This window comes from Rhodanobacter sp. DHB23, assembly GCF_014842975.1.
GTDB lineage: Bacteria > Pseudomonadota > Gammaproteobacteria > Xanthomonadales > Rhodanobacteraceae > Rhodanobacter_A.
Genome location: NZ_JACYXK010000020.1, coordinates 14832 through 40716, shown reverse-complemented (window position 1 = coordinate 40716; position 25885 = coordinate 14832). Strand labels below are relative to the sequence as shown.

26 protein-coding genes are annotated in these 25885 nt (G+C 63.8%); 16 read left to right on the top strand and 10 right to left on the bottom strand.

What is annotated here, in order from left to right; genetic code table 11:
* Window positions 1–79: 79 nt before the first annotated feature.
* Window positions 80–1354: an MFS transporter gene (locus tag IHE47_RS03350; protein ID WP_192104239.1), complete on the top strand. Its 1275-nt coding sequence runs from the start codon at window positions 80–82 to the stop codon at window positions 1352–1354.
* Window positions 1355–1427: 73 nt separating this feature from the next.
* Here IHE47_RS03350 and IHE47_RS03345 read toward each other — a convergent pair whose 3' ends face one another.
* Window positions 1428–2696, bottom strand: a complete 1269-nt coding sequence (locus tag IHE47_RS03345; protein WP_192104237.1) for an ectonucleotide pyrophosphatase/phosphodiesterase — start codon at window positions 2694–2696, stop codon at window positions 1428–1430.
* A gap of 47 nt (window positions 2697–2743) precedes the next feature.
* On the opposite strand from IHE47_RS03345, the gene IHE47_RS03340 reads away from it, so the two are divergent.
* Window positions 2744–3079 carry a hypothetical protein gene (locus tag IHE47_RS03340; RefSeq protein ID WP_192104235.1) on the top strand — a complete coding sequence of 112 codons (336 nt, stop codon included), beginning with the start codon at window positions 2744–2746 and terminating at the stop codon, window positions 3077–3079.
* A gap of 83 nt (window positions 3080–3162) precedes the next feature.
* On the opposite strand, the gene IHE47_RS03335 is transcribed toward IHE47_RS03340, so the two are convergent.
* The 5 genes from IHE47_RS03335 to IHE47_RS03315 form a co-directional block, all read right to left on the bottom strand.
* A complete protein-coding gene (locus tag IHE47_RS03335) occupies window positions 3163–4590 on the bottom strand; it encodes a nitrilase-related carbon-nitrogen hydrolase (RefSeq protein WP_192104233.1) in 1428 nt (475 codons plus the stop codon).
* Window positions 4574–5155, bottom strand: coding sequence for a TetR/AcrR family transcriptional regulator (locus tag IHE47_RS03330; protein WP_192104231.1), 582 nt, complete (start codon window positions 5153–5155; stop codon window positions 4574–4576). Before IHE47_RS03330 ends, IHE47_RS03335 begins: the two co-directional genes overlap by 17 nt.
* 638 nt (window positions 5156–5793) lie before the next feature.
* Window positions 5794–6309 carry a methylated-DNA--[protein]-cysteine S-methyltransferase gene (locus IHE47_RS03325; protein WP_192104229.1) on the bottom strand — a complete coding sequence of 172 codons (516 nt, stop codon included), beginning with the start codon at window positions 6307–6309 and terminating at the stop codon, window positions 5794–5796.
* Complete coding sequence (locus tag IHE47_RS03320) at window positions 6306–7817, bottom strand: DNA-3-methyladenine glycosylase 2 (protein ID WP_192104227.1); 1512 nt, start codon at window positions 7815–7817, stop codon at window positions 6306–6308. The genes IHE47_RS03325 and IHE47_RS03320 overlap by 4 nt, the downstream gene beginning before the upstream one ends.
* A gap of 82 nt (window positions 7818–7899) precedes the next feature.
* On the bottom strand, window positions 7900–8463 hold the full coding sequence (locus IHE47_RS03315) for a hypothetical protein (protein ID WP_225561594.1): 564 nt from the start codon (window positions 8461–8463) through the stop codon (window positions 7900–7902).
* Window positions 8464–8699: 236 nt separating this feature from the next.
* Here IHE47_RS03315 and IHE47_RS03310 point away from each other — a divergent pair, with 236 nt between their 5' ends.
* Entirely contained in the window at window positions 8700–10103 is a 1404-nt protein-coding gene (locus IHE47_RS03310) for a GDSL-type esterase/lipase family protein (protein ID WP_192104225.1), read from the top strand.
* A 126-nt stretch (window positions 10104–10229) separates the two neighbouring features.
* The gene (locus tag IHE47_RS03305) at window positions 10230–11627 is read left to right on the top strand and encodes a S41 family peptidase (RefSeq protein ID WP_192104223.1); all 1398 of its coding nucleotides are present in this window, start codon (window positions 10230–10232) and stop codon (window positions 11625–11627) included.
* Between the two features lie 37 nt (window positions 11628–11664).
* Here IHE47_RS03305 and IHE47_RS03300 read toward each other — a convergent pair whose 3' ends face one another.
* Both IHE47_RS03300 and IHE47_RS03295 read right to left on the bottom strand, forming a co-directional pair.
* Window positions 11665–12210, bottom strand: a complete 546-nt coding sequence (locus tag IHE47_RS03300; RefSeq protein WP_192104221.1) for a cytochrome b — start codon at window positions 12208–12210, stop codon at window positions 11665–11667.
* Entirely contained in the window at window positions 12207–13298 is a 1092-nt protein-coding gene (locus tag IHE47_RS03295) for a catalase family peroxidase (RefSeq protein ID WP_192104219.1), read from the bottom strand. The genes IHE47_RS03300 and IHE47_RS03295 overlap by 4 nt, the downstream gene beginning before the upstream one ends.
* Window positions 13299–13516: 218 nt before the next feature.
* Here IHE47_RS03295 and IHE47_RS03290 point away from each other — a divergent pair, with 218 nt between their 5' ends.
* From IHE47_RS03290 to IHE47_RS03270, 5 genes are all read left to right on the top strand, one after another.
* A complete protein-coding gene (locus IHE47_RS03290) occupies window positions 13517–15169 on the top strand; it encodes a DUF4034 domain-containing protein (RefSeq protein WP_192104216.1) in 1653 nt (550 codons plus the stop codon).
* A 125-nt stretch (window positions 15170–15294) separates the two neighbouring features.
* A complete protein-coding gene (gene hutU / locus IHE47_RS03285; RefSeq protein WP_192104214.1) occupies window positions 15295–16965 on the top strand; it encodes a urocanate hydratase in 1671 nt (556 codons plus the stop codon).
* 56 nt (window positions 16966–17021) lie between these two features.
* Complete coding sequence (locus IHE47_RS03280) at window positions 17022–18011, top strand: AAA family ATPase (protein WP_192104212.1); 990 nt, start codon at window positions 17022–17024, stop codon at window positions 18009–18011.
* Window positions 18012–18139: 128 nt separating this feature from the next.
* Window positions 18140–18877: an SIR2 family protein gene (locus tag IHE47_RS03275; RefSeq protein ID WP_225561593.1), complete on the top strand. Its 738-nt coding sequence runs from the start codon at window positions 18140–18142 to the stop codon at window positions 18875–18877.
* Window positions 18878–19048: 171 nt separating this feature from the next.
* Window positions 19049–19888 carry a hypothetical protein gene (locus IHE47_RS03270; RefSeq protein ID WP_192104208.1) on the top strand — a complete coding sequence of 280 codons (840 nt, stop codon included), beginning with the start codon at window positions 19049–19051 and terminating at the stop codon, window positions 19886–19888.
* Between the two features lie 161 nt (window positions 19889–20049).
* Here the strand turns inward: IHE47_RS03270 and IHE47_RS03265 are convergent, their stop codons facing one another.
* The gene (locus IHE47_RS03265; protein ID WP_192104206.1) at window positions 20050–20412 is read right to left on the bottom strand and encodes a hypothetical protein; all 363 of its coding nucleotides are present in this window, start codon (window positions 20410–20412) and stop codon (window positions 20050–20052) included.
* 27 nt (window positions 20413–20439) lie between these two features.
* Entirely contained in the window at window positions 20440–20727 is a 288-nt protein-coding gene (locus IHE47_RS03260) for a hypothetical protein (protein ID WP_192104204.1), read from the bottom strand.
* Between the two features lie 25 nt (window positions 20728–20752).
* Between IHE47_RS03260 and IHE47_RS03255 the strand changes: the two genes are divergently transcribed.
* The 7 genes from IHE47_RS03255 to IHE47_RS03225 all read left to right on the top strand — a co-directional run bounded on the left by IHE47_RS03255 (window position 20753) and on the right by IHE47_RS03225 (window position 25773).
* Window positions 20753–21679 (top strand): hypothetical protein, encoded by a 927-nt coding sequence (locus IHE47_RS03255; protein WP_192104202.1) that lies wholly within the window; start codon window positions 20753–20755, stop codon window positions 21677–21679.
* Window positions 21680–21814: 135 nt separating this feature from the next.
* Window positions 21815–22516, top strand: coding sequence for a hypothetical protein (locus IHE47_RS03250; RefSeq protein ID WP_192104200.1), 702 nt, complete (start codon window positions 21815–21817; stop codon window positions 22514–22516).
* A gap of 161 nt (window positions 22517–22677) precedes the next feature.
* Window positions 22678–23034 carry a DUF1428 domain-containing protein gene (locus IHE47_RS03245; protein ID WP_192104198.1) on the top strand — a complete coding sequence of 119 codons (357 nt, stop codon included), beginning with the start codon at window positions 22678–22680 and terminating at the stop codon, window positions 23032–23034.
* Between the two features lie 99 nt (window positions 23035–23133).
* Window positions 23134–23472 (top strand): hypothetical protein, encoded by a 339-nt coding sequence (locus IHE47_RS03240; protein ID WP_192104196.1) that lies wholly within the window; start codon window positions 23134–23136, stop codon window positions 23470–23472.
* Window positions 23473–23845: 373 nt separating this feature from the next.
* Window positions 23846–24229, top strand: a complete 384-nt coding sequence (locus tag IHE47_RS03235; RefSeq protein ID WP_192104194.1) for a hypothetical protein — start codon at window positions 23846–23848, stop codon at window positions 24227–24229.
* A 116-nt stretch (window positions 24230–24345) separates the two neighbouring features.
* Window positions 24346–24660, top strand: coding sequence for a hypothetical protein (locus tag IHE47_RS03230; RefSeq protein WP_192104192.1), 315 nt, complete (start codon window positions 24346–24348; stop codon window positions 24658–24660).
* 351 nt (window positions 24661–25011) lie between these two features.
* On the top strand, window positions 25012–25773 hold the full coding sequence (locus IHE47_RS03225; protein WP_192104190.1) for a hypothetical protein: 762 nt from the start codon (window positions 25012–25014) through the stop codon (window positions 25771–25773).
* Window positions 25774–25885: the final 112 nt, after the last annotated feature.

The window sequence follows — 25885 nt, the reverse complement described above, 5'->3', positions numbered from 1 at the left end:
ATGTGCCGCCGCGCATCGTCGATCGTTCCACGCGGAGGTTCTATCCTCGCTGCATTACGTTCGGAAGGATGCGGCGGCGATGCACGATCTCCCTCTCCCTGATGCGCCAGCTGCGGATCCGCAGGACTGGATCCGCCACGGCACGCCTGCGTTCCGCCGCACCAACCTCGCGCTGTTCGCCGCGGGCCTGGCCACGTTCGGCCTGCTGTACTGCGTGCAGCCGCTGATGCCGGAATTCAGCCGCGACTACGGCGTGAGCGAGGCGGGTGCGGCGATGTCGCTGTCGCTCACCACTGGCGTGCTGGCCTTCGCGATGCTGTTCGCAGGCGGACTGTCCGACGCGTGGGGGCGCAAGCCGGTGATGGTGGCATCGTTGCTGTCGTCGGCGGTGCTGGTGCTGGCCAGTGCGGCGATGCCGGACTGGGCTTCGCTGCTGGTGGTGCGCACCCTGCTCGGCCTCACGCTGAGTGGGTTGCCTGCGGTGGCGATGACCTACCTCAGCGAGGAAATGCACGTCGAGTCGATCGGCCTCGGCATGGGCCTGTACATCAGCGGTAGCGCGGTGGGCGGCATGGGCGGGCGGCTGGTCGCCGGCGTGCTCGCGGATTTCTTCGGCTGGCGCACGGGCGTGGCCGTGGTGGGCGTGATCGGCCTGGTCTGCGCGTTGGCGTTCTGGCGCGCGTTGCCGCCGTCGCGGCGCTTCGTGCGCCAGCCGTGGGATGCACGTGCGCTCGCGGCGCGCTTCGCCGGCATGTTCCGTGACCGCGGCCTGCCGTGGCTGTTCGTCGAAGGCTTCCTGCTGCTGGGTGCCTTCGTCACCGTCTACAACTACCTCGGCTACCGCCTGCTCGCGCCGCCGTACAACCTGAGCCAGGCGGTGGTGGGGCTGATCTTCGGCATCTACCTGATCGGCACCTTCAGTTCGGCGTGGATGGGCCATCTCGCCGGCAAACTGGGCCGGCGCAAGGTGTTGTGGACGGCGCTGGCGCTGATGATGGTGGGCGTGCTGCTGACCCTGGCCGCATCGCTGTGGCTGATCGCGCTGGGCATCGTGGCGATCACCTTCGGTTTCTTCGGCGGCCATTCCATCGTCAGCAGCTGGGTGGGTCGGCGCGCGGGTGCGGCGAAGGCACAGGCCTCGTCGATGTACCTGTTCTGCTACTACATGGGTTCCAGCGTGGCCGGCGCCAGCGGCGGCCTGTTCTACGCCGCGCACGGCTGGAACGGCGTGGCCGCCTTCGTCGGTGCGCTGGTGCTGGCTGGGCTGGTGATCGCGCTGGGGCTGGTCCGGCTCAAGCCGCTGGTGAATGTGGCTACGCCGCCGACGCCGATGAGCAAGGGGGCGATGGGGTAGGAGCCGGGATACGGGATTGGGGATTCGGTACAGCAGCATGTCGCGCGCTTTAGCTTTCCCGAATCCCGTATCCCTAATCCCCGCTCTTGAGCATGCCCTTCACCTGGTCGTAGTCGCCGTCGTTCCTGTCGGCGGGGATGCCGAGCAGGTGGGTCATCAGCGGGTAGACGTCCACGTTCGGGAATTCCGGATAGCGCAGGCCGGCCTGGAACGCCGGGCCATGGGCGATGAACAGCGCGCCCATGCGCGGGTCGGCGTTGTCGTAGCCGTGTTCGCCGATGCTGATGTGGCCCGCGTGCTTGGCCAGGTGCTCGGCGGTGGTGATGCGCCAGCCGGTGTCGGCCAGGCATACCAGTTGCGGCACGCGCGGGTTGTTGCCGTAGTGCAGGCGCGCCGGGATGCGCGTCTTGTCCCAGCAGCGCATGTGCTGCTGCGGCTGTTGCAGCGTGCGTTCTATCGCGGCGAAATCATGGCCCGGCTTCGGGTTGAAGCCGGCGACGATGCCGAGGCTCACGGTCTGTACTTCATCCAGCGGGATCAGCTTTTCGATCAGCACGCTGTTGGCGAGCGGCACGCTGGCCATGCCGTGGTCGGCGACCACGATGATGTTCATGCGGTCGAACAGGCCGCGCTGCCGCAGCCCCGCCACCAGCCGCGCCAGCGCGGCGTCGGTGTCGCGCAGCGCCTGGTCCACCTCGGGCGAATGCGGGCCGTGGTCGTGGCCGGCATGGTCGACCTGGTCGAAGTACAGGGTGAGGAAGGTCGGCCGCTGCGCCGTCGGCAGGTCGAGCCAGGCCAGCACCTGGTCCACGCGCTGGTCCGGCGTCACCTTGCCGTCGTAGGGCAGCCAGTAATCCGGGTGCCGGCCGTGGATGTCGGCCTCGGCGCCGGGCCAGAACATCGTGGCGGAGCGCAGGCCGTGCGCATCGGCGTCCTCCCAGATCGGCGTGCCTTCATTCCACCAGCGGCCGTCGCCCGCCGCCTTGCGGTCGCCCAGCGAGAACTTGCCCAGCGCGGGATCGAACATGGTGTTGTTGACGATGCCGTGGTGGTCCGGGTACAGGCCGGTGACCAGGGTGTAATGGTTCGGGAAGGTCAGCGAGGGGAACGAGGGACGCATCGCGTCGGCATGCACGCCGCCTTGCGCCAGCATGGCCAGCGTAGGGGTGAGACCGCGATCGATATAGTCGGCGCGGAACGCGTCGATGGAGATCAGCAACAGGGGCGCGGGACGGTTCGCCGCGGCGGCCTGCACCGGCACGGTGGGGGCCGGGGGTTGCGTGGCGCAACCGGTGCCGAGCGCGACCAGCGAGGCCAGCAACAGGCGGGATAGTAATTTCATGCGGAAGGCATACGATACGGATGTCTTCCCATGATCGCCCAGAAGTCATGACAATCGCACGCATATTTTGCTCGCTGGCTGTCCTGTCCGCCGTGGCCGGTACTGCCTCGGCCCAGACCACGGCGGCAAACGCACGCTTCCAGCAGGCAACCCAACAGCAGCAGACCAACGACCAGCTGCAGAAGAACCAGCAGCAGGCGCAACAGCGCCAGAACGTATCCAGCATGGCGCAGCAGCCGCTGGCGCAGGATTCGGACGCGCGTCGCCAGCAGCAACAGGCCGACCAGGCGCAGCAGCAGCGGGACAACGCGCGGCAGCAGGACCTGGTCAACCAGGCGCGCGATGCCGCCGCGTCGACGGATGCGCAGCAGGGTCATCCCTGAGCGTCTGCCAGCGATCTCCACGCGAACCACGTGGAGCTATCGAACGGGCTTTAGGGACACGTATCCAGCCTCCGCGTCGACCTTCAGTCCCTGTGTCGACGCGGCAGCGCCGCGCACAGCAGCACGATGAGCAGCGCCAGGTCCAGCCAGGCGAACCAGTCGCCCCAGCGCGCATAGAGCGTGTGCGTGGTGCGCAGCGGCAGGTCGCCCACCAGTGCCGCGTCGTGCTGTTCGCTGGAGGCTTCCGCCAGCACGCGACCGCGGTCGTCGCTGAGCGTGAGGCGGCCGTCGCGCGCAGCACGGGCGATGGCGAAGCCGCTCTCCACGCCGCGCATGATCGCCATGCGGCTGTGCAGCCAGCCGTCGATGCCGAAATCCCAGGCCGGCACCAGCAGCAGCTGCGTGTCGCGCCTCGCGTAGGCGCGGCCGGTGTCGTGGAAATCCATGTCCTTGCAGATCGCCAGCCCGATGCGCGGCGAGCCGGCCAGCACCGTGTAGCTGTCGCCCGGCGTGTACTGATGCTCGAAGCCGGGGATCAGGTGATGCTTGCTGTAGACCTGGGGCGCCGCGCCATCGGGCGGGAAGGCCATCGCCATGTTGCGCTCGGCGTGCGGATCGCCCCTGGCGTCGATGCCGGCATCCAGCAGCAGGTCGTGCCGGTTGGCCAGCTGCGCGAAGGCCGGCACGGTGGCGTCGGCAGTGGCGAAGGAGGTTTCGGGAATCACCACGGTGCGCGCGCCCTGCTGCGCCAGCGCGTCGATGACCTGCACGTAGCGGGCCTGCAGCGCCTGTCCGTCGGCAGTGTCCAGCGCCGGGCGTATCGGCTGCTCGATGGACGCCAGCCCGATGCGCAGCGTGGTGTCCGCCGGCGCCTGCAGGCGCAGCCCGCCGTAGAGCAGGGTGGCGGCCAGCGGAACCAGCGCTACCGCCAGCACGGCGGCGCGGCCAGGGCGCGGTGATGCGGACGGCCACGCCAGCGTGGCCAGCGCCGCCGGCAGCAACAGCAGCAGGAAGCTCACGCCCCACAGGCCGGTGGCCGCGGCGAGCTGGACCACCGGCAGCGCATCCATCTGGCTGTAGGCGATGTTGCCGAAGGTGCCGTGCGGCGACACCTGGCTGCTGGCGTATTCGACCGCCACCCACAACGCGGCCGGTGCCAGCGCGGCGGCGATGGTGCGGCCGCCGAGCAGCAGCCGGCGATGCAGCAGCGCCACCAGCATGAACACCAGCGCCGGCCCGGCGATGGCCTGCAGGACGAAGGGCAGCGGCAGGCCGATGACGCCATGCAGGTAATGCCACTGGTTGCAGCCGCCGAGCGCGTAGGCCGCGAATGCGGCAAGCGCCGCCCGGTGCGCCCGCACGCGCGGCGCCAGCCACAGCACCGGGAGCGGTGCGATCCAGGCCAGCCACCACAGCGGATGCACGCCGCTGCCGAACCACCAGCACAGCGCGGACGACGCGGTCGCCGCCAGACCGGCCGGCACCGCGCGACGATCAGATCCTGATGCCATCGAGCAGCCTCCCTATCGATGCGCGGTAGAACGCGCGGAACTGTTCTTCGTCGTAGCTGAAGCGGCCTGCGCGATACAGCGCGATCAGCCCGTGCGTATGCGCCCAGAACGTCATCGCCACGTCCCACGGGTCGTCCTTGCGCAGCACACCCTCGCGCATGCCCTCGGCCAGCGTGTCGGCCACCACGTTGAGCGTGGGCGAGCGACGTGCGCGGAAGTCCCCGGGAAATTGCCGGGCGTCGTCGCGGCGCACCGAGAACGCGTGGTCGAACAGGTGCGGGTGGGCCAGTGCGTAGTCCAGGTACAACATCTGCGTGGCGCACAGGCGCTCGATCACGCCGGCCCGTCCGTCGTGCTCCTGCCAGCTGTCCGCCACGGACTGGAAACTGTCGTCGGCGATCCGCTTCAGCAACGCCTCGCGGTTCGGGAAATGGCGGTAGATCGCCATCGGCGTGATGCCGACCAGCTCGGCCACACGGCGCATCGTCACCGCCTCGCCGCCTTCGCGGTCGAACAGCTTGTGCGCGGCGCGCAGGATCTTCTCGGCAGTGGTCAGGCGCTTCATGTATACACTGTATACATGAAGCGGTGGGCGCGTCAACGCACCTCGGGGAGGCCATGGGAACATCCGGTGCCCCGGTTCGCGGACTCCGGGCAGCGCAGGCTCTCGCCTCGAACGACGAAGCCAGGCAACTTGAATTCGCGAGAACCCGCACGGGTGAGTCCCTCTCCCTTCGGGAGAGGGTGCCGGCAGGCGGGAGAGGGTCCGGGCGGAGCGAGACGTCGAGGCAAATCCGAACCCTCACCCCCAGCCCCGCTCCCGAAGGGACTTGATCAGCGTCGAGTCTCAGTCGTGCCATGTCCTGTCTCCCTCCCCTGCATGCAGGGGAGGGCTGGGGTGGGGTCAGGCTCTTGCGAAAGCCATCCATGAGCGTCTTTCGCAGGGTTTCACCCCCTCCCAACCTCCCCCTGCAAGCAGGGGGAGGAGCAAATCAGTTCACAAGCTGAGACTCGATGCCAATCAGGCCGAAGAGGGAGGGGAGAAGATCACTTGCGAAATTTCCGGACAGCAGTGTGCGAAAGCCGGAATCCAGCACTTTTGCATTCAAGGGATTACAGGCACTGGATCCCAGCTTGACCAGCCTTCGGCTGTTGAGAAGCGCCTCGCTGGGATGACGAGCAAATCAGAGGTCCACCGGTGCATTACGCCGAAGCGAACAGGTCACCGCCGGTGACCCGCGCCTCCATCGACAGCAGGAACTGCTTCACCGGCAACCCGCCGCCGAAACCGGTGAGGCTGCCGTCCGCACCGATCACGCGGTGGCAGGGCAGCACGATGGGCAGCGGGTTGCGGCCGTTCGCGGCACCCACCGCGCGCACTGCCTGCGGCTGCTGGATGCGCCGCGCCATTTCGCCGTAGCTGATCGTGGCGCCGTAGGGGATGTTCGCCAGCTCGTGCCACACCGCGAGCTGGAACGGCGTGCCTACGGGGTGCAGCGGCAGCGCGAACGCCTGTCGCTCGCCAGCGAAATATTCCTCCAGCTGCACGCGGGCGAAGGCGAGCTTGCCTGCATCGCGCACCCACCGCGGATCGAGCGACTTCGGATGCTTCCCGCTCTCGAACCACACTTCGCGCAGGCCCTGGGCATCGGCGAGCAGGCGCAGCAGGCCGATGGGCGTGGGCAGTTCGTCGTACCAGATGGTTTCCTGCGTTTTCATGGATTGGCTCCCTTGCGTTTCGTGCGTGGTGTCGGCGCGGCGTCGCTGCTGGCGCGCCATAGATGGATCACGGCATAGGCGCGCCACGGCCGCCAGGCCTCGGCGAGCGCGGTCAGCGCCCTGGTACTGAGTGCATCGCCGTCGCCCGCGGCAGCGCGGCGCAGGATCAGGTCGGCGGCGGGGAAGGCATCGGGATGGCTCAGTGCGCGCATCGCCATGTAGTGCGCCGTCCATTCGCCGATGCCGGGCAGCGCGACCCAGCGCGCCACGAATTCCTCCAGCGGCTGCTCCGCGCGGAAATCCACGCGGCCGTCGAGCAGGGCGCGCGCCACGCCGCGTATCGTTTCGGCACGCGCCGTGGTCACGCCGAGTGCGCGCAGGTCGGCATCCGCCAATGTTTCGGGCGTGGGGAACAGGCGATCCAGCCCGGGCAACGGCGCTTGCTCCAAAACCACACCGTGGTGTTGCACGAGGCGCGACGCCAGCGTGCGTGCCGCCGCCACGCTCACCTGCTGGCCGAGGATCGCGCGCACCGCGACCTCGAAACCGTCCCAGCTGCCCGGCAGGCGCAGCCCCGGGCGCTTGCGCAGCAGCGTGCGCAGCGTGGCCTCGCCGCGCAACGCGTCGGCGATCGCGCGCGGGTCGGCATCCAGGTCGAACAGGCGACGCACGCGCGACACCACGCCCTGCATCCGCACCGGCTGCGGGCAATGCAGTTCCAGTTTCAGCGCATGCTCGCCGCCCGGCCACGCCGAAACGCGCAACCAGCCCGGCGCGTCGGCCGGGCCGAACACGCGCGCATAACTCGTCCCGTCCACCTGCTCGATGCCGGGCAGCGCGCGGCCGCGCAGGAAGTCGAGCAGCGAGGCGAAATCGAACGGCGGGCGGTACGCCAGCCGCAGCGTCAGCGCGTCGTTCTTCGCCGCGCGCGGCTGGCGGCGCAGTTCGCGCGGCGCGATGTGGTTCGCCTGCGCGAACGCGGCGTTGAAGCGGCGCAGGCTGCGGAAGCCCGACGCCAGCGCGACCTCGGTCACCGGCATCGCCGTCTCGGTCAGCAGCTGCTTCGCGAACAGCAGGCGCCGCGTGGTGTGCACGCTCAGCGGCGGCGCGCCCAGCCGTTCGGTGAACAGCCGGCGCAATTGCCGCGCACCCACGTTGACGCGCGCGGCGAGCTGCTCCAGCGAGCCTTCGTCCAGCGCCCCGTGCTCGATCAGCTTCAGCGCACGCGCCACCACGTGGTCGCCGCGCTGCCACACGTCGTTGCCCGGCGACAGCTCCGGCCGGCAGCGCAGGCAGGGCCGGAAACCGGCCGCTTCCGCCGCCGCCGCGCTGGCGTAGTAGCGCACGTTCTCCCGCTTCGGCGCGGGCGCGGGGCACACCGGCCGGCAATAGATGCCGGTGCTGCGCACGGCGGTGAAGAACAGCCCGTCGAAGCGCGCGTCGCGGCTCAGGCGCGCCTGTTCGCAGCTGCGCGGGTCGGGCAGGGTGCCGGCATGGAGTTCGTTCATGCCGTCAGGCTAGCACCGGCGAGTCGATGCGACTCGCCGTTTTCGGACATCTATGCAGGCGCCCCGCCGGAGCCGCGCCGGCTCAGTGCACGGGCGTCATCAGGTGCTGGTACGGCGTGCCGGGCCACATCACGTAGGGCACCGCCGTATCCGGCGTGGCGTCCTTCGGATACCGGTCGTAGAACGCCGCGTCCGCGCCGAAGATCATCAGGTGCGGGCCGGTGCGTACCCAGTGCCGGCCGGCGGCGGGCTTCGTGGCGAACGGGTCGGTGTTGCTGGCGTCGACGCCGCCTTGCAGCATGTACGCCAGGCCGACGCCGGGCGGCGGCGGCTGGTGCGCCATGTACGCACCGAGCCATGCCCACGCGTTCCTGTCCGCGCACATCGGGTCCGGCCCCGGCGTGGCCGGGTTGTCCGGCATGCAGGTGAAACCGTTCGTTCCCTTGCGCAGCGTGCGCATCGTGCCGCCTGCACCCGGCACGACGATCGTGGCGTGCTTCGCGATGCCCGCCGGCGCCGCGCTCATCGCGCTCGCGATCAGCTCGGCGTCCGTCGGCATCTTCCTGTCCGCAGCCTGCAACCCGCCCGCGGCGAGCAGCATCGCGGTGGCAATCGTGTATCGGCAAATCGACTCGGTCGTACGCATGGCAGCCTCCCCCGCTATGACGCGTGACGGCCACTCCCGGATCCCCGGCCCGCCAGTCTCCGCCGCTGCCCGGAGTGCGTCAATTCGTGCACGCGGGATATTCCGGCTGCTGCGCCGGCGCGCCCTGCAGCACGCCGGGCGGCGGCTCGCGGTGGGCCCATCCGTCGCATTGACAGCCGCCGCGCGCTGCCGAACGATCCGGCTTGGCGACCCTGCCATCTCCCAGGGAGGCATGCATGACACGCGCATATCGCACTGTCCGTTTTCCGTGTACCGCGACGCTGGCGGCCTTGCTCGCGGCCTGGCTGCCGCTCCCGGCCGGCGCCGCCGCGAAGCCGGCGGCGCCGGCATGGGTCGCCACCTGGGGACAGGCGATGACCTCGCAATACGAGTCGGTCATCGGCAGCGACGGCAAGCCGGCGCCGGATGCCTGGGGGCAGCCGGTCGAGCGCGCGCCCACGGTCGCTCACCTGACCTTGCGCCAGAGCGTGGACGTCAGCGCCGGCGGCGAACGCGTGCGCATCCGCTTGTCGAACTACTACGGCCGCGAGCCGCTCACCGTGAGCGTCGCGCGCATCGCGCTGGGCGCCGGCCATGCCGGCGACCGGTCGGCGATCGCGCCGGGCAGCGACCGGCCGCTGCGCTTCGACGGCGGCAAGGCCTCCATCACCATCGCGCCCGGCAGCGAGGCCGTCAGCGACCCGGTCGAACTGCAGGTGCCGGCGTTGTCGAACGTGGTCGTCAGCCTGTACTTCGACGGACCGGCTCAGCTTGCCGATGCCCACCCGCTGGAACGGGCGCATACCACGTACGCGGTCGACGGCGATGCCACGCAACAGCCGTCGCTGGCGCAACAGCCGGTTGCAAGGGCATGGCTGCGCACGCGGGGCGATCACATCCACCTGCTGGCCGGCGTCGAGGTCGCGGCGCCGGCGGGCACCCGCGGCATCGTCGCGTTCGGTGACTCGATCACCGACGGCGCCCTTGCCAGCGCGCCCGGCAAGACCTGGCCGGCGGTGCTGGCCGGCCTGGCCCAGCGCAACGGCGACGCGGCGGCCGTGGTGAACGCCGGCATCAGCGCTGACGAACTCACCACCGACCAGATCGGCGCGCCCGGCGCCGGCAGCGCCGGCCTGAAGCGCTTCCTGCGCGACGTGATCGACCGCTCCGGCGTCACCGACGTGGTGGTGCTGTTCGGCGCCAACGACATCAACCGCGGCATCGACGCCGCCGGTTATCCGGACGGCGCGTCGGCCGGCGACCTGATCGCCGGCATGCGCATGCTGGCCGACGTCGCCCACCAGCATCATCTGCACATCTACGCCGGCACGGTCACGCCGTTCGCCGGCTTCCCGGGCTGGTACAGCCCGCAACGGGAGGCCGTGCGGCTGCAGCTCAACCAGTGGATACGCAGTTCGGGCGCGTTCGACGGCGTGGTTGATTTCGCCGACGCCGTGGCCGGCACGTACACGCCGCCGCCGTTGGTTGCGAAGCAGTCCCCGCTGCCGGTGGGCATGGCCACCGTCTGCGCCGGCGACGCCGGCCTGCATCCGAACGATCGCGGCTACGCCGTGATGGGCACGCTGGCCTACGACGTGCTGTTCCACGCGAAGCTGCAGCCGCCGCAGGGGTGCCATTGAGCTCGTGCCGCTCCGGGCATTCCCCGCGCGGGCCGGCGCACGGGTTCCATCGGGGTGCGGGCGGATTGCCCGCCCGTGCCCGCGTGGCGTAGCTTCCGCTCTTTCCGGATGACACGCAGGGATGCCATGAACCGATCATTCGCCGCCGCATGCGCCCTGGGCTGCATCCTGGCATTTGCCGCCAAGGGCGCCGGGCACGCGCCCCAGGCATGGAGGGTGATCAACAACGACCGCCAGCACTACGCGGTGGACGGCTCGGGCGACGTGACCGGCGGCTTCGGCGCGACGGTGACGCTGGCGGGGCACGACGCCGGTCCCGCGAAGTTCGGCGGCGCGCTGGCCACGCTGGACGCCGCGGTGTACCGCGGCCAGACGCTGGTGCTTTCCGCCGATCTCGATACCAGCGAAGTGGCGCGCGGAGCGGCGCTATGGCTGCGGGCGGACGACGCGGCCGGCAAGCGGATCGCCTTCGCCAACTCCCAGTGGATGCCCGTGCTCGGCACGGTGTCGGGCGCGCATCGCGAGGTGCGCATCGACGTGCCGGCGACGGCCGCGCACGTGCTGCTCGGCGTGACCCTGGCGGGCGACGGCGAAGTCGTCGCCCGGCATCTCCGGCTCGTGGCCGCGGGCAAATCCGGCGCTGCCGCGGTGGCGCCGGAGGCCGTGCTCGATGCCGCCATCCGCATCGTGCGCGCACGCGCCCTGCATGCGCGGGACGTCGACTGGGAACGGCTGACGCCCGCGCTGCGTGCGATGGTCAAGGACGCGCAAACCCCGGCGGATGCCCATCCGGCCATCCGTCTCCTGCTGACATGGCTGGGCGACCACCACAGCTTCCTGATGGAGCCATCGGATGCCCGCCAGGAACGCACCCAGGGCGGGGCGACATCGCCTTCCACCGTCGAACTGCGGCCGGGCGGCATCGGCTACATCGAGATGCCGGGCTACCGCGGCATGGACGCGCGCCATGCCTTCGCGGGCACCATGGTGGACGCGATCGGCAAGCTGGCGCCCCGGGTGCGTTGCGGCTGGATCGTCGACCTGCGCGGCGATACCGGCGGCAACATGTATCCGATGCTGGCGGGGCTGCGCCCCCTGCTTGGCGACGGGAAGCTCGGCGGCTTCCGCGATGCCGGCGGGCACACGGATGCCTTCGCGGCCTCCAGCCCGCGCGACCCGTCGCCGCCGACTGGACCGGCACTGGAGCATGCCGCGGTGGCCGTGCTGTACGGACCGCACACGGCCAGCTCCGGCGAGGCGGTGGCCGTGGCCTTCCGCGGGCGACCCGGCACGCGCTCGTTCGGCCAGCCCACGGCCGGGCTCAGCACGGCGAATACCGGTTTCGGCCTGCCCGACGGCAGCATGATCTTCCTGACGACCGCCGTCGACGTGGATCGCACGGGGCAGGCGTACGGCGGCAAGCTGCAGCCGGACGTGCCGACAGCAGCCTCCGGCGCCGAGGGAGATGCGACGCTTGCGGCGGCACAGGCATGGCTGGAGCAAAGCCCGGGCTGCCCTCGTTGAGACTGTTCGCGTCGCAGGGTTCGCCGCGCATGGCGCGTCACGCCCCGCGCCTTCTCCCCACCATGCTCGCCAGCACCCCGTCGCGCCGGATCAGCCCGTGGTACAGCGCCGCCGCCATATGCGCGAGGACGGTGAGGAACAGCAGCATCGCCAGCCAGGTATGCAGGTGGCGCAGGACGGCGAAGGCGATCGGGTTCGCCGGGAAGATCGCCGGCAGGCGCAGCGAGTCGCCGAGCATCACCGGATAGCCGCCGGCCGAGAGCATTGCCCAGCCCACCAGCGGCATCGCGATCATCAGTGCATAGAGCAGCCAGTGCGAGGCGTGCGCAGCCAGCTTCTGCGGCATGGGGAGATCCGCCGGCAACGGTGGTGGCGGATAGTGCAGGCGCACGGCGAGACGCACCACCGCAAGCAGCAGAATCGCGATGCCCAGCGGCTTGTGGATGCGCAGCAGCCACGCGTGGCGTTCGGATACCGAGGCCACCATGCCGACGCCGATGAACAGCATCGCCAGGATCATCGCCGCCATCAGCCAGTGCAGCACGCGGGCGGGCAGCGCGAACAGACCGGTCGTGTCCTTCATTGCCGGGCCTCCGGCTGCGCCTTCGCAGGCATGGACGCGGTACCCGGCAGGTGCGCCTCCTCGCTGGTGCGGCGCAGGTAGGAGTCGGCATAGGCGGCCGAGCGCGCCGGCAGCAGCGGGTCGTCGGACGGCGCGATGCCGTTCGGCAGCACGGTCGGGTCGTAGTTGATGTCGCGGCAGGGGCCGCTGTCCTGCGCCTGCTCGCTTTCGACCACCAGCGTGCCGGCGTCGACGGTCGGGCGATCGGTCGGCCATGCCCTGGTGGCGTCGTCGGTGGGATCGCCCGGGTTGGCCAGCGTCACCACCAGCTTCCAGCGCAGCGGGCCATGGGAAAGACGCTGGCGCAGATCGGTGGCAAGGTAATCGGCATCCGTCGGTGCGGCGCCATCGTCATCCGCGGACTGCGGCACCATGCGCCAGCGCACCGCATGACGCTGGCCATCCGGCCCCGTGAACACGAAGGCATCGAGGCTCCAGTAGCTCTCGGTGGCGAAGCTGGCCGAGGGCTTCGCGGTCTTCGCCCAGGCACGGAAGGCGGCCGTTTCCGGATGTGCGGCGAAGAACGCCGCCACTTTCTTCGGATCGGGTTTGCCGGTGGCCGGGTCGGGCTGCTGCGCCTGCAACTGTTCGTAGAACGCCTGCGGCGTAGCCACCGGGAACACCGGCATGCTGTTCATGCCGGTGCGCCATTGCTGCCCGTTCGTCTGGGTGAAACGCAGCGCCATGCTGCGGATCGGCACGCTGCTGTCCGGCGCATACGGGTTGCTGCCCGGGATCGCGAAGCGGCCCACCACCGGCGTGCGTTGCCCCGGCGCGAACACCTGTGCCATCGAATACGGCGCGGCCTGGCCGCTGCTCTGGAAATAGCCGGCGACGCACACGCCCTTGGCGTGGTTGCGCCGGTAGCCGGGATGCACGCCGGCGTTGGCCTCGAACTGGTCGACAAGGCGCTTCGGCGTGAGCCGCTGCGGCGCGAGCCAGCCGCCGACGTAGCCGAAGGCCAGTGCACAAGCCGCGGGAACGGCGGCGATCAGTACCCAGGCCCCCAGGTGGTGCGGTCGTTTTTTGGGTGTCGGTGACTCTGGCATCAGGTGCTCCGGAACAATCGAAATAGCGGTGGGCCTGGCTGGCACAGGGTGCGCCAACGACGGCTGCTTCCGGGGTATTCGCCCGGCCTTCGTCCGGCGTTACCCGCATGATCGAAACATGCCGCTACGCAGGCTGCGCAGTCGACGCACAGCACTGACAACCCTCGCAACGCGGTGCTACTGTCCTGTCTTTCGTGCCTTGGGGGAGCGGCGAAATCATGTCGACGCATGGACGCACCGCACTGATCGTTGCACTGGCCCTGGTGGGCATCGCAGGCCTCGGCGCATTCGGCTGGTTCGTCAGCAGCGAGATGCCGCTATTCCTGACGACGGCTGCCAAGGAAGCGCAACCCACCGGCTCCCGCATCCAGCCCCCCGCCATGCTGCGCAGGCATGCCGGGCCCGTCTTCACTCCCGACGAAGTGCATGCCTTTCTCGCCAAGGTTCGCAGCGCCGAGGCCATCGCCGATCCGTTGCAACGCTGCATGAGCTACCCCGATCCACCGCGCAGTCACTGGTCGCCGGCGACGGTAGAGGCCTATTGCCGTTATTACTTGCAAAAGACGATCTCGTTTGACGAAGCGCAGGCACTCATCCAGAACGGGCGCGCCGCCGAGCTCGATCGCCGGCTTGCGCAGGCGCTTCAGGCGCAGATCACGCGCCCCGAGTCGCATGGCCTGCTGGATTACACGTACTTCAAGGCGTTCAACGAGGGTTCGCTCGGTGTCCGCGAAACCCTGGATGCATGGAAGCGGGCGTCGCCCAACAGCGCGTTTGCCTTTGCGGCAAGCGGTTGGGCGTATGTGGCCATGGCCTCGAAAGCGCGCGGCGGCGCCTACATAAGCGAGACGCCGCAAAGCAACATCGACGCGATGGATCGCCTGCTGGCGCGGGCGGATACCGATCTGCAGCGCGCCATGGCCTTGGATCCCAAGGTCACGCCGACCTACGTCGCGATGATCCATGTCGGTGCGATGAGCTTTGGGGCCGCCTACGTCGATCGTGCCGCGCGGAGTGGCCTCCCGGTGGCGCCCGACGACTATGCCATTTACGGCATGCTGAGCAACGCGGCGGAGCCCCGCTGGGGCGGTTCGCTGGCGGCCATGGATCGCGTGGCCCGGCAGGCGCAGGTGTCCGTAAAGGAAAACCCGCTGCTGGCGATCCTGCTCTCCGCCGGGCCGGCCTACGAATATGACGTGTGCAATTGCCGCTCGTCGGTCGATTGGTCGATGTATCCCAAGGTATTCGACAACGTCAGCAGCACGGCCTTGCTTGGCTACGCCGGCAACACCGCCAGCGAGCACGGACACGCGGAACTCGCGGTGGTCTATCTGTCGGAGCGACTGCGCTTCCTGCCGGATGCGCAGGGCACGCGCCGGAGGCGGGACAGCAACCTTGCCCGCGTGGGCGAATCCCGGATGGCGCTCGACGACGCCAATCGCCTCATCGCCGGGAATCCCATGAACCCCGACAACTACCAGCTGCGCGGCACCGTCTACCTGTCGCGCGGGGACAGCCAGAACGCCGAAAAGGATCTCGAGCGCGCACTGGCGATGAACTCCGACGACATCGATGTGCTCATGCTGCTGGGGAGTCTCTACACCAACCAGACGCACGAGTGGGACAAGGCCTGGGACATCACCGACCGCATCATCCGCAAATACCCCGGCAGCCCGGCGGGGTGGGTGATGCGGGCAACCATCCAGGAAACGCAGCCGCGTGCCGGCCTGGACGGCACCTATCGGTATTTCCTCGACCATTTTGCCAACGATCCGAATCCGGGCATGCAATGGCAGATCAGCCACATGCGTGAACTTCTCGCCAAGGCGCCGCCAAACGCGGCGGCGGGGCCGGCGCCGAAAAGCCACTAGACGGGTTGCCCGCGGGTACAACACACCTTCCCCCGCAGGTTTTTCCGCCGCCATGCCGCAGCGCGCCTTTTCACGCGCCGGATGGCTCGCCACAATCGGGTTTTCCCTCGTTCCCCGAGATCGCCATGAACGCTCCCACCCGCATCGACACCACCCGCACCATCCGCGCGCCGCGCGGCACCGAGCTGAGCTGCAAGAGCTGGCTCACCGAGGCGCCGTTCCGCATGCTGCAGAACAACCTCGACCCCGAGGTGGCGGAGAACCCGGCGGAGTTGGTGGTGTACGGCGGCATCGGCCGCGCCGCGCGCAACTGGGAATGCTTCGACGCCATCCTGCGCTCCCTGCGTGAACTCAACGACGACGAGACCCTGCTGGTGCAGTCCGGCAAGCCGGTGGGCGTGTTCCCCACCCACAGGGACGCGCCGCGCGTGCTCATCGCCAACTCCAACCTGGTGCCGGCCTGGGCCAACTGGGAGCACTTCAACGAGCTCGATAAGAAGGGCCTGATGATGTACGGCCAGATGACGGCCGGCTCGTGGATCTACATCGGCTCGCAGGGCATCGTGCAGGGCACCTACGAAACCTTCGTGGAAATGGGTCGCCAGAGCTACGGCGGTAGTTTGAAAGGGCGATGGATACTCACCGCCGGCCTCGGCGGCATGGGCGGCGCGCAGCCGCTGGCGGCCACGCTGGCCGGCGCTTGCTCGTTGAACATCGAATGCCAGCAGAAGAGCATCGACTTCCGCCTCAAGACCCGCTACGTGGACGAGCAGGCCAGCGACCTCGACGACGCGCTGGCGCGCATCGCCAAGTACACCGCCGCCGGCGAAGCCAAATCCATCGCGCTGCTCGGCAACGCCGCCGACGTGCTGCCCGAACTCGTGCGCCGCGGCGTGAAGCCCGACGCCGTCACCGACCAGACCAGCGCGCACGACCCGGTCAACGGCTACCTGCCCAGCGGCTGGACCGTGGAGCAGTGGTTCGAGCGCCGCAAGAGCGACCCCAACGGCACCCGCGACGCCGCCAAGAAATCCATGAAGCAGCACGTGGAAGCCATGCTCGCCTTCCACGCGCAGGGCATCCCCACTTTCGACTACGGCAACAACATCCGCCAGATGGCCAAGGACGAAGGCTGCGCCGACGCCTTCGCCTTCCCCGGCTTCGTGCCCGCCTACGTGCGCCCGCTGTTCTGCCGCGGCGTGGGCCCGTTCCGCTGGGTGGCGCTATCAGGTGACCCGGAAGACATCTACAAGACCGACCAGAAGGTGAAGGAGCTGATCCCCGACGATGAGCACCTGCACCGCTGGCTGGACATGGCCAAGGACCGCATCAATTTCCAGGGCCTGCCCGCGCGCATCTGCTGGGTGGGCCTGGGTCAGCGGCACAAGCTGGGCCTCGCGTTCAACGAGATGGTGCGCAACGGCGAGTTGAAGGCGCCGGTGGTGATCGGCCGCGACCACCTCGACTCCGGCTCCGTCGCGTCACCGAACCGCGAGACCGAGGCGATGAAGGACGGCAGCGACGCCGTGTCCGACTGGCCGTTGCTCAATGCGTTGCTCAATACGGCCGGTGGCGCGACGTGGGTGTCGCTGCACCACGGCGGTGGCGTGGGCATGGGCTACAGCCAGCACTCCGGCGTGGTGATCGTGTGCGACGGCAGCGCCGAGGCGGACAAGCGGATTGCGCGGGTGTTGTGGAACGATCCGGGTACCGGGGTGATGCGGCATGCGGATGCGGGGTATGAGATTGCTGTCGCGTGTGCGAAGGAGCAGGGGTTGAAGTTGCCGATGGTTTGAAGGTAATTAAGTTGTCTGGCAAATTATTCGTCGCCGATGAATAAAAAGGAATATCTATGAAAAGCGTTGGATTTTTCAACAATAAGGGTGGTGTAGGAAAGACCACGTTAATTTGCAATTTGGCTGCATCGTTGGCAAAGATAAAACAAAAAAAAATATTGATAATTGATGCTGATCCTCAGTGCAACGCATCAGCTTACCTTCTTCCTGAAGATTCGCTCGAGCAAATATTGATTGATTCGACGAATTTTAGTCTCGACAGTTTTTATGAGCCGATTAGACGGGGGCAGGGGTATCCCGCAGGAATTCCAACTGTTAAACGAAGCGATCGATTTGGTGTCGACCTTATCGTTGGGGATCCCAAGTTGTCTATTAGGGAAGATTTACTGGCGACGGATTGGGCGGCAACAAAAAATGGTGATCCGCGTGGATTTCAGACGACATACGCAATAAAAGAGTTGATACAGAGGTTTCAGGACTATGATTACGTCCTGATTGACATGGGTCCATCCCTTGGGGCTCTAAATAGGTCCGTATTGCTGGCAGTTGACTATTTTGTTATGCCTCTATCGGTTGATATATTTAGTCTAATGGCTGTGCAAAACATAATTAACTCGCTGGATAATTGGAAGCAATCTCTGTGTGATGCTATTCAACGCCATGAGCGTCAGGAGGGTGAGGCTTTTAGGATTCATGGTAGCGCTGTGGCGTGGAATCTGAAGTTTGCTGGTTTTGTTATGCAGCAATACAAGGCCAAGAGTAAAGAGGGTATAAGGCAGCCGGTGGCGGCGTTCGAAAGGATCATTTCTATGCAAAGAGAAGAGATGGAAAAGCTTTGCGATTTCTTCGACGTGCGACCAGATAATGTAAACCTTGGCGAAATTCCCACATTAAGCAGTGTCGTGCCGTTATCTCAACAGGCGCACGCGCCTATCTTTGAGTTAAATTCGACTGACGGTATAGTCGGTTCCCAATATACTCGTGTTAGCGACGCTGGAGATTTCTTTCATTACATTTCTGATAGGTTCGTTCAGGGGTTGTCGTGATGATTAATTGGCCCGACAGGCTGGTGAATTGTATCGCGAGGCGCCGATGCGTTGTTGTTATCGGATCTGGGGTCTCAAGGAATGCGCTTAACGGCGCCGGGAAGAGGCCTCCTACTTGGGAGGAATTCTTGCGCGGCTGTGCTGATAAATTGGCCGATTCCGTGGCAATAAATGGATCGATTGATGAGCGCGATTTTCTTACCGCTTGCGAGCTGATTAAGAGAGCAATGGGGGTGCATGATTTCGTTCAGGTAGTGCAGCAAGAGTTTCAACAGCCTGCGTATAAGCATGCAAAAATACATGAGTATATTTATGGTCTGGATGTATCAGTGGTGGCTAGCCCTAATTTCGATAATATCTACGAGACCTATGCTTCCGCAGTTTCTGCTGGATCGGTGGTTATCAAGGATCATACGAGTAACGATATTGGAAGTTATTTGCTTGGCGGCGAATCACGGCTAATTATTAAGACGCACGGATCGGCAAATAACCCACAAGATGTTATATTTACGAGAATGGATTATGCGCAGGCAAGGACGAAGTTCATGCTGTTCTATGAAATATTAAAGTCTCTTGTTATGACGCACACTTTTCTTTTTATCGGATGCGGTGTTGATGATCCAGATATCAGGATGCTATTTGAGGATGTGCAATTTGCATACGGTAGAATGCCGTTTCATTATATGACATTGCCTCGTGGGACTGCGCATGCCGATGTGCTGCGGGTCATATCTGAGCTTATGCATGTTCAATTTCTGGAATATTCGAGTGATGATGGGCACCTGGAGTTGACTGGGTCGCTTGGTGAATTAGTTGAGAGGGTTGAAGAATTAAGAAGTGAGATTTCCCTTAATAGAAGGTGGTGAAATTCCAAGATGAGATTCAGGATGAGCAAGACTTAGTTCCTTGGTTCTTCGGCTGAAAGTTAATGCGGTCACAAGCTAAGTGGGTATTTTACTTCCTGTGTTATCGCCCATTGATAAAGCGTGGTTCAAGGCGGTGTAAGTTGTAAGTATCTTAGTGAGTCGGGAGGGGGTGTGGAAGTTTCTGCAATTTATGGATATGAGTTCACGAAGCCATTTTTCTTAAATGGTTTTGAGTTTATTCCTAGATATGAGGATGCCGTTCAAGCTCATGATGCGTCTAGGTCGCGCGATTTCAACTTGACCGGATGGGTTTATTCCGAAGTGTTTGGTGACGTTCTGCCGTTCCGTCTGGCCGCAGTGCTTTCTTTTATAGAGCGCATGAAAGTCGTAATCTCAGATCCAATTGTATTGTTGCCGTCTTTCAAGGGAGATTTTGTCGATTCAATCTCTGGGGGATTGTTTGAGAGGTCTAGCGGCGGTGGTGCGGTTTTGATTCGTGATTGTATAGACAAGAACAGTCGACCTGATTTCATCCGGAAGGCGATGAGTGCGTTTGATAATCTGGATATCGCGGAGAAATGCCGATTTCCTGAGCTAATTTTTAGCTGTGTTGAATCGTTTTCTCTGTCTCGGCCACTGATAGAGATACAGTATTTCCTTCTTTTTTCGTCTCTCGAAATGTATGCTCGATCGATCACGCGAGACTCATCGCCAAGGCTGCCACGCATTATCTCTAAGGCTTTGAATGATCATGGCTTTGACGTATCGAAAAAGCATCAGTTTGATTCTCGGAAGTCTATTAGTACTTATACCGATTTTCGTAATGCTCTTTTCCATAATGGAAGGAGATTTTTTGTAAGGGAGGAGGGTGGAGTGAGGAAATATTTCAGATTGAATGATTATATTTTCAATATCGCACAGTTGGTGGCGCTTCTGGTGCTTAAGGTGGTTGATTTTGACGATGGACATATAAACTGGAATAGCTGGTTAGATCGACAGGCTTTCAAATAGCGATGTAGCGGATAAAGGGATGGGGTAATTAAACCGCAATCATGGGTCAATTTCCTCGGTTGCGAGCCTTCCTCGCCGGTTGACTTTGAGATGTACGGCTCTGGTCATTGGCTCCGCCGGGCACACCTTGGTGAAGCGGCCCGGCAGGCCTGCGTTTGGGGTCAATACGGCACGTCGCCCGGATGAAGCAGTGCGAGTTGGGGCAGTGGCAACTGACTGAGCCGTTCGGCCTGCTCGCTGAGGAAGTACAGGGCGGCGAAGAGGCCTTCGGTGGTGGGCGCATCCAGCGGGCAGCAGCCGGGTTCGACGGTGTCGCTCTGGCTGTTGGCGTGGAGGTCGCGGAAGGCTTCGCTGTTGGTGAGGAGGCGGGCGAGGGCGCGGATGGCGGTGGTGAGGCCGGCCAGGGTGGCGGCGTCCTGCTGGTCGGGGTCGGCTTCGGCGAGCGTCCAGTAGGGGCGCGAGAGCGGGTTGGTGGGGATGCGCGCATCGTCGTGCGCGACTGCCGTATGATCGGGCTTAGCCATAATCAACTCTCCAGTAGTTGGTGGTGGTCAGCGGGTCGTATGGGTTGCAGCCCATGCGGCCCGCGCTGCTTTGGCCTTGCGGGTTTTCTGCGGCCGGCGATGCGGTGTCGGCGGCAGTGCCATGCTAAATAAGCGGGGCGGGAAAATCTGTAGGGAAAGGATTTTGTTTTGTAAGTTGTGCGTTTGATTGATGGGGAAATTCAGGGCGGTCGCATTTAATTCATGCAGGTGTGATGGCGCGGTTTTCTTGGACGTTCGTTTCAGTAAATCAACTCCATTCCCTGTCTGGATCCACAGGCAAAACCATCCATTCAATCAGGTCAACCTTGCGGAGATGGGTATGGAAACCGTTTGTCAGGCGTGTGGTTACCAGAGAAAGCCGACGGATCAGGCGCCCGATTGGCAATGCCCATCCTGCGGCAGGGCGTACGTGAAGACGGCGCATGAATCGCCCAGCCCGCTGGTGGTCTACACGGACAACCCTGCCGCCGCGGCGGACCACCGTGTGCCCGAGGGGCCTTCGTACCGCACGGAGCCGAAGGAGACGACGCTCAACAAGCGCGGAATACTCATCGGCACGCTTTTTTCGCTCTTTCTCGTCTTCGGCATCCCCATCCTGGCCGATCCGTCGGCGGCATCCGACATTCTTCTGCACAGCGACGCCGGGTTCGTGGCCCTCCTTTTCATCGCGCTGATGGCGGTGGTGGGCGTGATGAGGCGCATGAGTGCGAAGGTCGATTCCGGCGACCGCAAGTCCTCACTGGCCTTTGCGGCCACGTTCTTCGTGCTCGTTTTCGCGGTGCTTTTCTTCGGCCTCGCGATTTCCATGCACAACGAAGACCGCATCGAGGCCAGGATCCAGGGCAACGGCCTGCGGGCCACGGCGGACGTGGTCCGCATCTACAACGGCGGCTGCGGAAAGCGGTCTTGCAGCATCTACGTGGAATACGCGTTCGCGCCGGCGGCTGGCGCGGACGGCACGTCCAAGCCCATCCATGGCTACGCACGTATCGGCGGCCGTTCCAATGATCCCGATGTCGTGTACGCACGCACGAACAAACAGGTTCCGATCGCCTACGAAGTGGGCCATCCGACAGTCTCGGCCCTGAACTTCAACGACGATGTCTTCCGCCTCGATCATGGTCAACAGTCCCGCGCCGGCACGGCCTTGCTGGGTAAGCTCTTTCTGGGAATCCTGCTGCTGGTACTCGCGGTGGTTGCCCTCAGCCTCTGGCTGCGCCCGGGCGAGAAATCGAATGCGGTGTGATGAGAGCAATGCTGGCGCGAGACGCGCTGAGCTGCATCCCAGGTCAGCCGGCTATCAGCCAATAGCTTTGGTGGGTAGCGTCCGTTTCTGACCCGGGCCCGCCATTACGGCTCGCAAGGCACCAGGAGGTGCTGATTGAAGAACGTCATCGGAATTGCAGCGCTGTCCTGCGTGCTCAGTTGTTCGGCACCTGCAAGGGCCGGCGCGTCCGCACCGGCGCCTGTCACGTATCAGGTCCCTGCTTCGTGGAAACGGATGAGCGACGATGGCACGCCCGCGCAAAATCAGGGCGCCATGTTCGAGGTAACGACCAGGGACAGTTCTGAAGACCATCCTCTAGTGGTGATCCGAAGCTACAAGCAGCCTTCGGGACTGAGCATGGACAACATCGACCTTGAACAAGTGGCCAAGAAGATCACCCCTGGTGGCGTACCCATCAGTTGCGCGGACGACGGTACGAATTGGAAAACGTGCGTCTTTCTTGGCCACGTCGACGACAAGAAAATAGTCGTGCTCTATCGCATTGGAGTGAAGGACGGCTACGTCGCGGAAGAAGCGTTCCTCTTTCCCTTGGCTGCCGCCAAATCTGATGAGTTGGCACTGCTGACCGTCTACGGACAGGAGGCGCAGCAGGGGCGGACAACGGGAGTCTATGCAGCGCTCCATAGCACCTACAAGACGATCTCGCTGTTCAACGAATTCACGAAAACGCTGGGCATCAACGGGCCGGCTCCGTTCAATGCCAAGGCGATCATGGCCAAGCTGCCCGAAGAGGCACATCCGACCGTTTATCGGTGGAAGGGTGACCCGGCCGGTTCCAGCTCCGCTGGCGGCTGATCCTTATGAGGACGTGGTTCTTTCATGGGAGACTACGGTATGTCCGCTTTCGACCAAAGCGGACAGCTTCTCAAGAGGCCCCGTGTCGATCCCGTAGACGCTCATTCGTCGCACGCATGAAGGTGACCATACCGGCCACGCTTCACGCCAAGGAGACAATCATGTCCTACATCGATGGTTTCGTGATCGCCGTACCCAACGTCAACCGCGAGAAGTTTATCGAGCACGCCCGCACCCTTGACGCTATTTTCGTGGAGTATGGCGCTATCCGGGTGGTGGAGTGCTGGGGCGACAACGTGCCCGATGGCAAGCTCACCGACTTTCGCCGCGCTGTGCAGGCGACACAGGATGAATCCGTGGTGTTTTCCTGGGTGGAGTGGCCCGACAAGGTCGCTCGCGATGCCGGCATGGCGAAATTTATGCAAGACCCGCGCATGAAAGCCGCCGCTGACTGTCCTTTCGATGGCAAGCGCATGATCTTTGGCGGCTTCAAGCCAGTGGTTAGCCTCCCTGGCTAGGGAGGCGTTGAGCTGGGCGCTTTCAAAGCAACGTCCGCTTCCGACCCGAAGCGGACACCAGCAGTTTTAGCTTGTCATCAAGGAGGCGGCTCAGTGAGCATGAACATCATCGATATCGTATTTGCCGCCATGGTGCCCATCGCCTTCGCTGTCGCCATCTGGTACTACGTTTCTTTGTTCAAGCTTTCACGCATCCTTGCCCGGGACAATCCGCAAGTCCTTTCTCGCGCTCGCGAAAAGCGATTAATGCGCACCTCTAATCTTCGAGCTGCATACCTTGTGCTCAGCGGCACAAAGGATTCGGCGTTCGATGGGTGCAAGCTTTCTAGCCGCGCGTTGGAGGCTCGCACTCAAGCAAGCAGGCTTCTGTACATTAGCGTTTGTGTCTTCATGGTGCTTCTTGCCGCAGGGCTCACCGTGTCAGTCACGAAAGCCTAACCGGTCCGTAAGTGACTTCCGACCAACCCCGGATGCATGACGCTTTTGCCCCAGGCGCTCGATCCAGAGCTGCGAGGCACTCCATCCAAACCATGGAGTTGGACGTCCGCTTCTGGCCGCGGGCAGCCCTTGCGCCCATGGCCGCGACCGAGGATGCTCCGAAGGAGCCGAGTCCGACCCAAAGCTGACATTGAAAGTGCCCGCTGGCCGCTTCATCCGTGTATCTGGGGGTGGCACAAAACGGCACAGATCACGCACCAGAGCCGTAGCCTTGATGTCACAACGGGTGATACACGTTGAATGGCTGGACGTTGCTGCCGGACGGTTATGCCAAGAAGCTTGAAGGGTTCGTTTAACAGAGATTGGGGGAGCTATGGAAGCTGAACTACACGCAATCCAATTACATCTTTGGATCATCACAGCGCTGCTGATGGCCATTTTTCTTGCCGCCGGGTACTGTAACTACTCGCGCATCAAGGCGCAGACCCAAGTGTCACCGTACAATCATATGAAAGACCTTTGGGAGCGCGAGAGGTTTGCGGAACTGCGGGAGTATACGTCTGCCTATCTGAAGACGCGACCGAACGCTTCGTTCGTTTTGCTGTTTCACGCAAAGGTTTTAATTCACTACAAAGATTATCGGGAGGCACAAATCGCCGCCGAAAAGTTGGCCGATTCCTCGCCGGAAACACGCGAGAAAGCATTACTGATAATAAAACTTATTGACGCCAAGATCGCCAATGAAAATAAGGCTTGAAGCCTGCTTCCGACCCGAAACGGCCGCTCAGGGGTCATAGCTCTCCGTCCTTTATATCTGACTGTTAGTCGGATGCCGCGAATGACGTTACGATACGAGATCAAAGGAAGCGATAAATGAGCAATGCGCACTATGAAAAGCTTGAATCGCTCTGCGCTAATTTCCAGCGTCAGTGGATTGCCTCGTTGCGAGATACGTTGAAGAAGCACCACATTCCTGACGAGGTGGCAAAGTCCGTTTGCGGCGAATTCAGCTTTGACTTGTCAATGCTCTTTGATCAAGGCGAGATCGAATGTGGAGGTCGCACCTACAGGCCATTTATTGCCTTCACCGACGATGCGGATAAGCCAAGTCTCGTTGTTGATGCCAACGGCCCTAAATTTCATGAGTACGCCTTTGGCACTACCGAGGAGGCATATGAGCACAATTAAGCACTCGCCTATATGCGCCGCTTAACTCCAGGTTGACCGTCCGTCCCTAGCCGCAGGCTGCCCTTGCACCCATGGCCGCGACCGAGGATGCTTCGAAGGGCCGGGTACGATCAAGGCAGCCGTTCCAAGACTACGCATCCCCGTCCCGTTATCCGTATGTTTCGATAGTCAGGCGCAGGACCAAACCCAAATATATGTTGCCGCGAATGCTGGCGCACGAGTGTTCGATAGTGCTTCTGAGCTGCAACGGGGGACTGGATTTCTGCGCAGGTCGACAATCCTGAGCCATCAACTTTCGACCATGGCGGACATGACGTAGGAACTGGCACGCCACACACTGGGGATGGATAGATGAGTTGGATTGATAAGCTGAAATCATCGCTCGGCGCCAAGTCGGCTGGAACCAATTCGGAGCCGGGAGAGGAAAAGACAGCGACAGCTGAGCAACCATCGGACGGCGGTCGGGGAACTGGGCTCTACCACCCATTCGACAAGTCGCAGACCAATTTCTTCTACAACTTGCTGTTCTGCGACGACATCAAGCTTTTTGCGCCAGGAGACACCGCTCGGTCGAACGAACCGTGGTCCAATTTGCTTGCGGAGCATCCCGACAGCGTTGCACTACAGAGCCTCGCCATGGACGAAACCCAGGAGGGAAGAGTTCGCGCCTTGGCGTATGGAAGATTGCGTGCTGCTGGCGCTTTGGTACCGACAAAAAAGACCCTTGCCGTAATTGTTGAGGTGCAGTTGCAGCATGGACTGGATGTGCTCGCCGTCTTCGCGGAAGGTGGCGTCCGCTATCTGAATCAGTCCGGCAAGATCGCGATCTTCGAGGGGGCTGGGCATCCGGTTGAGAAGCTGGCGCACGACATGCTGAAGGTGGCACAGCCTATCGTGGACAGGATTGGCCCTTGGGAAAAGGGGCGACTGCCGCCGCCGAAAAAAGGCAACGTCCGAATGACGTTCCTTGTTTCCGACGGCCTGTATTTCGGCGAAGGCCCGCTCAATCTGATGCAGTCGGATCCAATGGCAGGGCCTCTAATCGGCAAGGCGACTCAGCTTTTGCAGGCCATAGTTGAGTTGGGCGTCAATTCGACTTCTGGCGAGTTGTGACTCACCCTGGGTGCCCGCTCCCACAGCAGCCGTTCCAAGACTACGCATCCCCGTCCCGTTATCCGTATGTTTCGATAGCCATGCGCAGGACCAAGCCCACCGGAGGCGCACC

Coding starts and splice junctions, on each gene's coding strand:
- IHE47_RS03225 (WP_192104190.1), top strand. CDS start 25,012: ATGAGTTGGATTGATAAGCTGAAATCATCGCTCGGCGCCAAGTCGGCT.
- IHE47_RS03255 (WP_192104202.1), top strand. CDS start 20,753: ATGGAAACCGTTTGTCAGGCGTGTGGTTACCAGAGAAAGCCGACGGAT.
- IHE47_RS03345 (WP_192104237.1), bottom strand. CDS start 2,696: ATGAAATTACTATCCCGCCTGTTGCTGGCCTCGCTGGTCGCGCTCGGC.
- hutU (WP_192104214.1), top strand. CDS start 15,295: ATGAACGCTCCCACCCGCATCGACACCACCCGCACCATCCGCGCGCCG.
- IHE47_RS03315 (WP_225561594.1), bottom strand. CDS start 8,463: ATGCGTACGACCGAGTCGATTTGCCGATACACGATTGCCACCGCGATG.
- IHE47_RS03305 (WP_192104223.1), top strand. CDS start 10,230: ATGAACCGATCATTCGCCGCCGCATGCGCCCTGGGCTGCATCCTGGCA.
- IHE47_RS03240 (WP_192104196.1), top strand. CDS start 23,134: ATGAACATCATCGATATCGTATTTGCCGCCATGGTGCCCATCGCCTTC.
- IHE47_RS03330 (WP_192104231.1), bottom strand. CDS start 5,155: ATGAAGCGCCTGACCACTGCCGAGAAGATCCTGCGCGCCGCGCACAAG.
- IHE47_RS03340 (WP_192104235.1), top strand. CDS start 2,744: ATGACAATCGCACGCATATTTTGCTCGCTGGCTGTCCTGTCCGCCGTG.
- IHE47_RS03325 (WP_192104229.1), bottom strand. CDS start 6,309: ATGAAAACGCAGGAAACCATCTGGTACGACGAACTGCCCACGCCCATC.
- IHE47_RS03235 (WP_192104194.1), top strand. CDS start 23,846: ATGGAAGCTGAACTACACGCAATCCAATTACATCTTTGGATCATCACA.
- IHE47_RS03300 (WP_192104221.1), bottom strand. CDS start 12,210: ATGAAGGACACGACCGGTCTGTTCGCGCTGCCCGCCCGCGTGCTGCAC.
- IHE47_RS03335 (WP_192104233.1), bottom strand. CDS start 4,590: ATGGCATCAGGATCTGATCGTCGCGCGGTGCCGGCCGGTCTGGCGGCG.
- IHE47_RS03310 (WP_192104225.1), top strand. CDS start 8,700: ATGACACGCGCATATCGCACTGTCCGTTTTCCGTGTACCGCGACGCTG.
- IHE47_RS03290 (WP_192104216.1), top strand. CDS start 13,517: ATGTCGACGCATGGACGCACCGCACTGATCGTTGCACTGGCCCTGGTG.
- IHE47_RS03265 (WP_192104206.1), bottom strand. CDS start 20,412: ATGGCTAAGCCCGATCATACGGCAGTCGCGCACGACGATGCGCGCATC.
- IHE47_RS03350 (WP_192104239.1), top strand. CDS start 80: ATGCACGATCTCCCTCTCCCTGATGCGCCAGCTGCGGATCCGCAGGAC.
- IHE47_RS03295 (WP_192104219.1), bottom strand. CDS start 13,298: ATGCCAGAGTCACCGACACCCAAAAAACGACCGCACCACCTGGGGGCC.
- IHE47_RS03245 (WP_192104198.1), top strand. CDS start 22,678: ATGTCCTACATCGATGGTTTCGTGATCGCCGTACCCAACGTCAACCGC.
- IHE47_RS03280 (WP_192104212.1), top strand. CDS start 17,022: ATGAAAAGCGTTGGATTTTTCAACAATAAGGGTGGTGTAGGAAAGACC.
- IHE47_RS03230 (WP_192104192.1), top strand. CDS start 24,346: ATGAGCAATGCGCACTATGAAAAGCTTGAATCGCTCTGCGCTAATTTC.
- IHE47_RS03320 (WP_192104227.1), bottom strand. CDS start 7,817: ATGAACGAACTCCATGCCGGCACCCTGCCCGACCCGCGCAGCTGCGAA.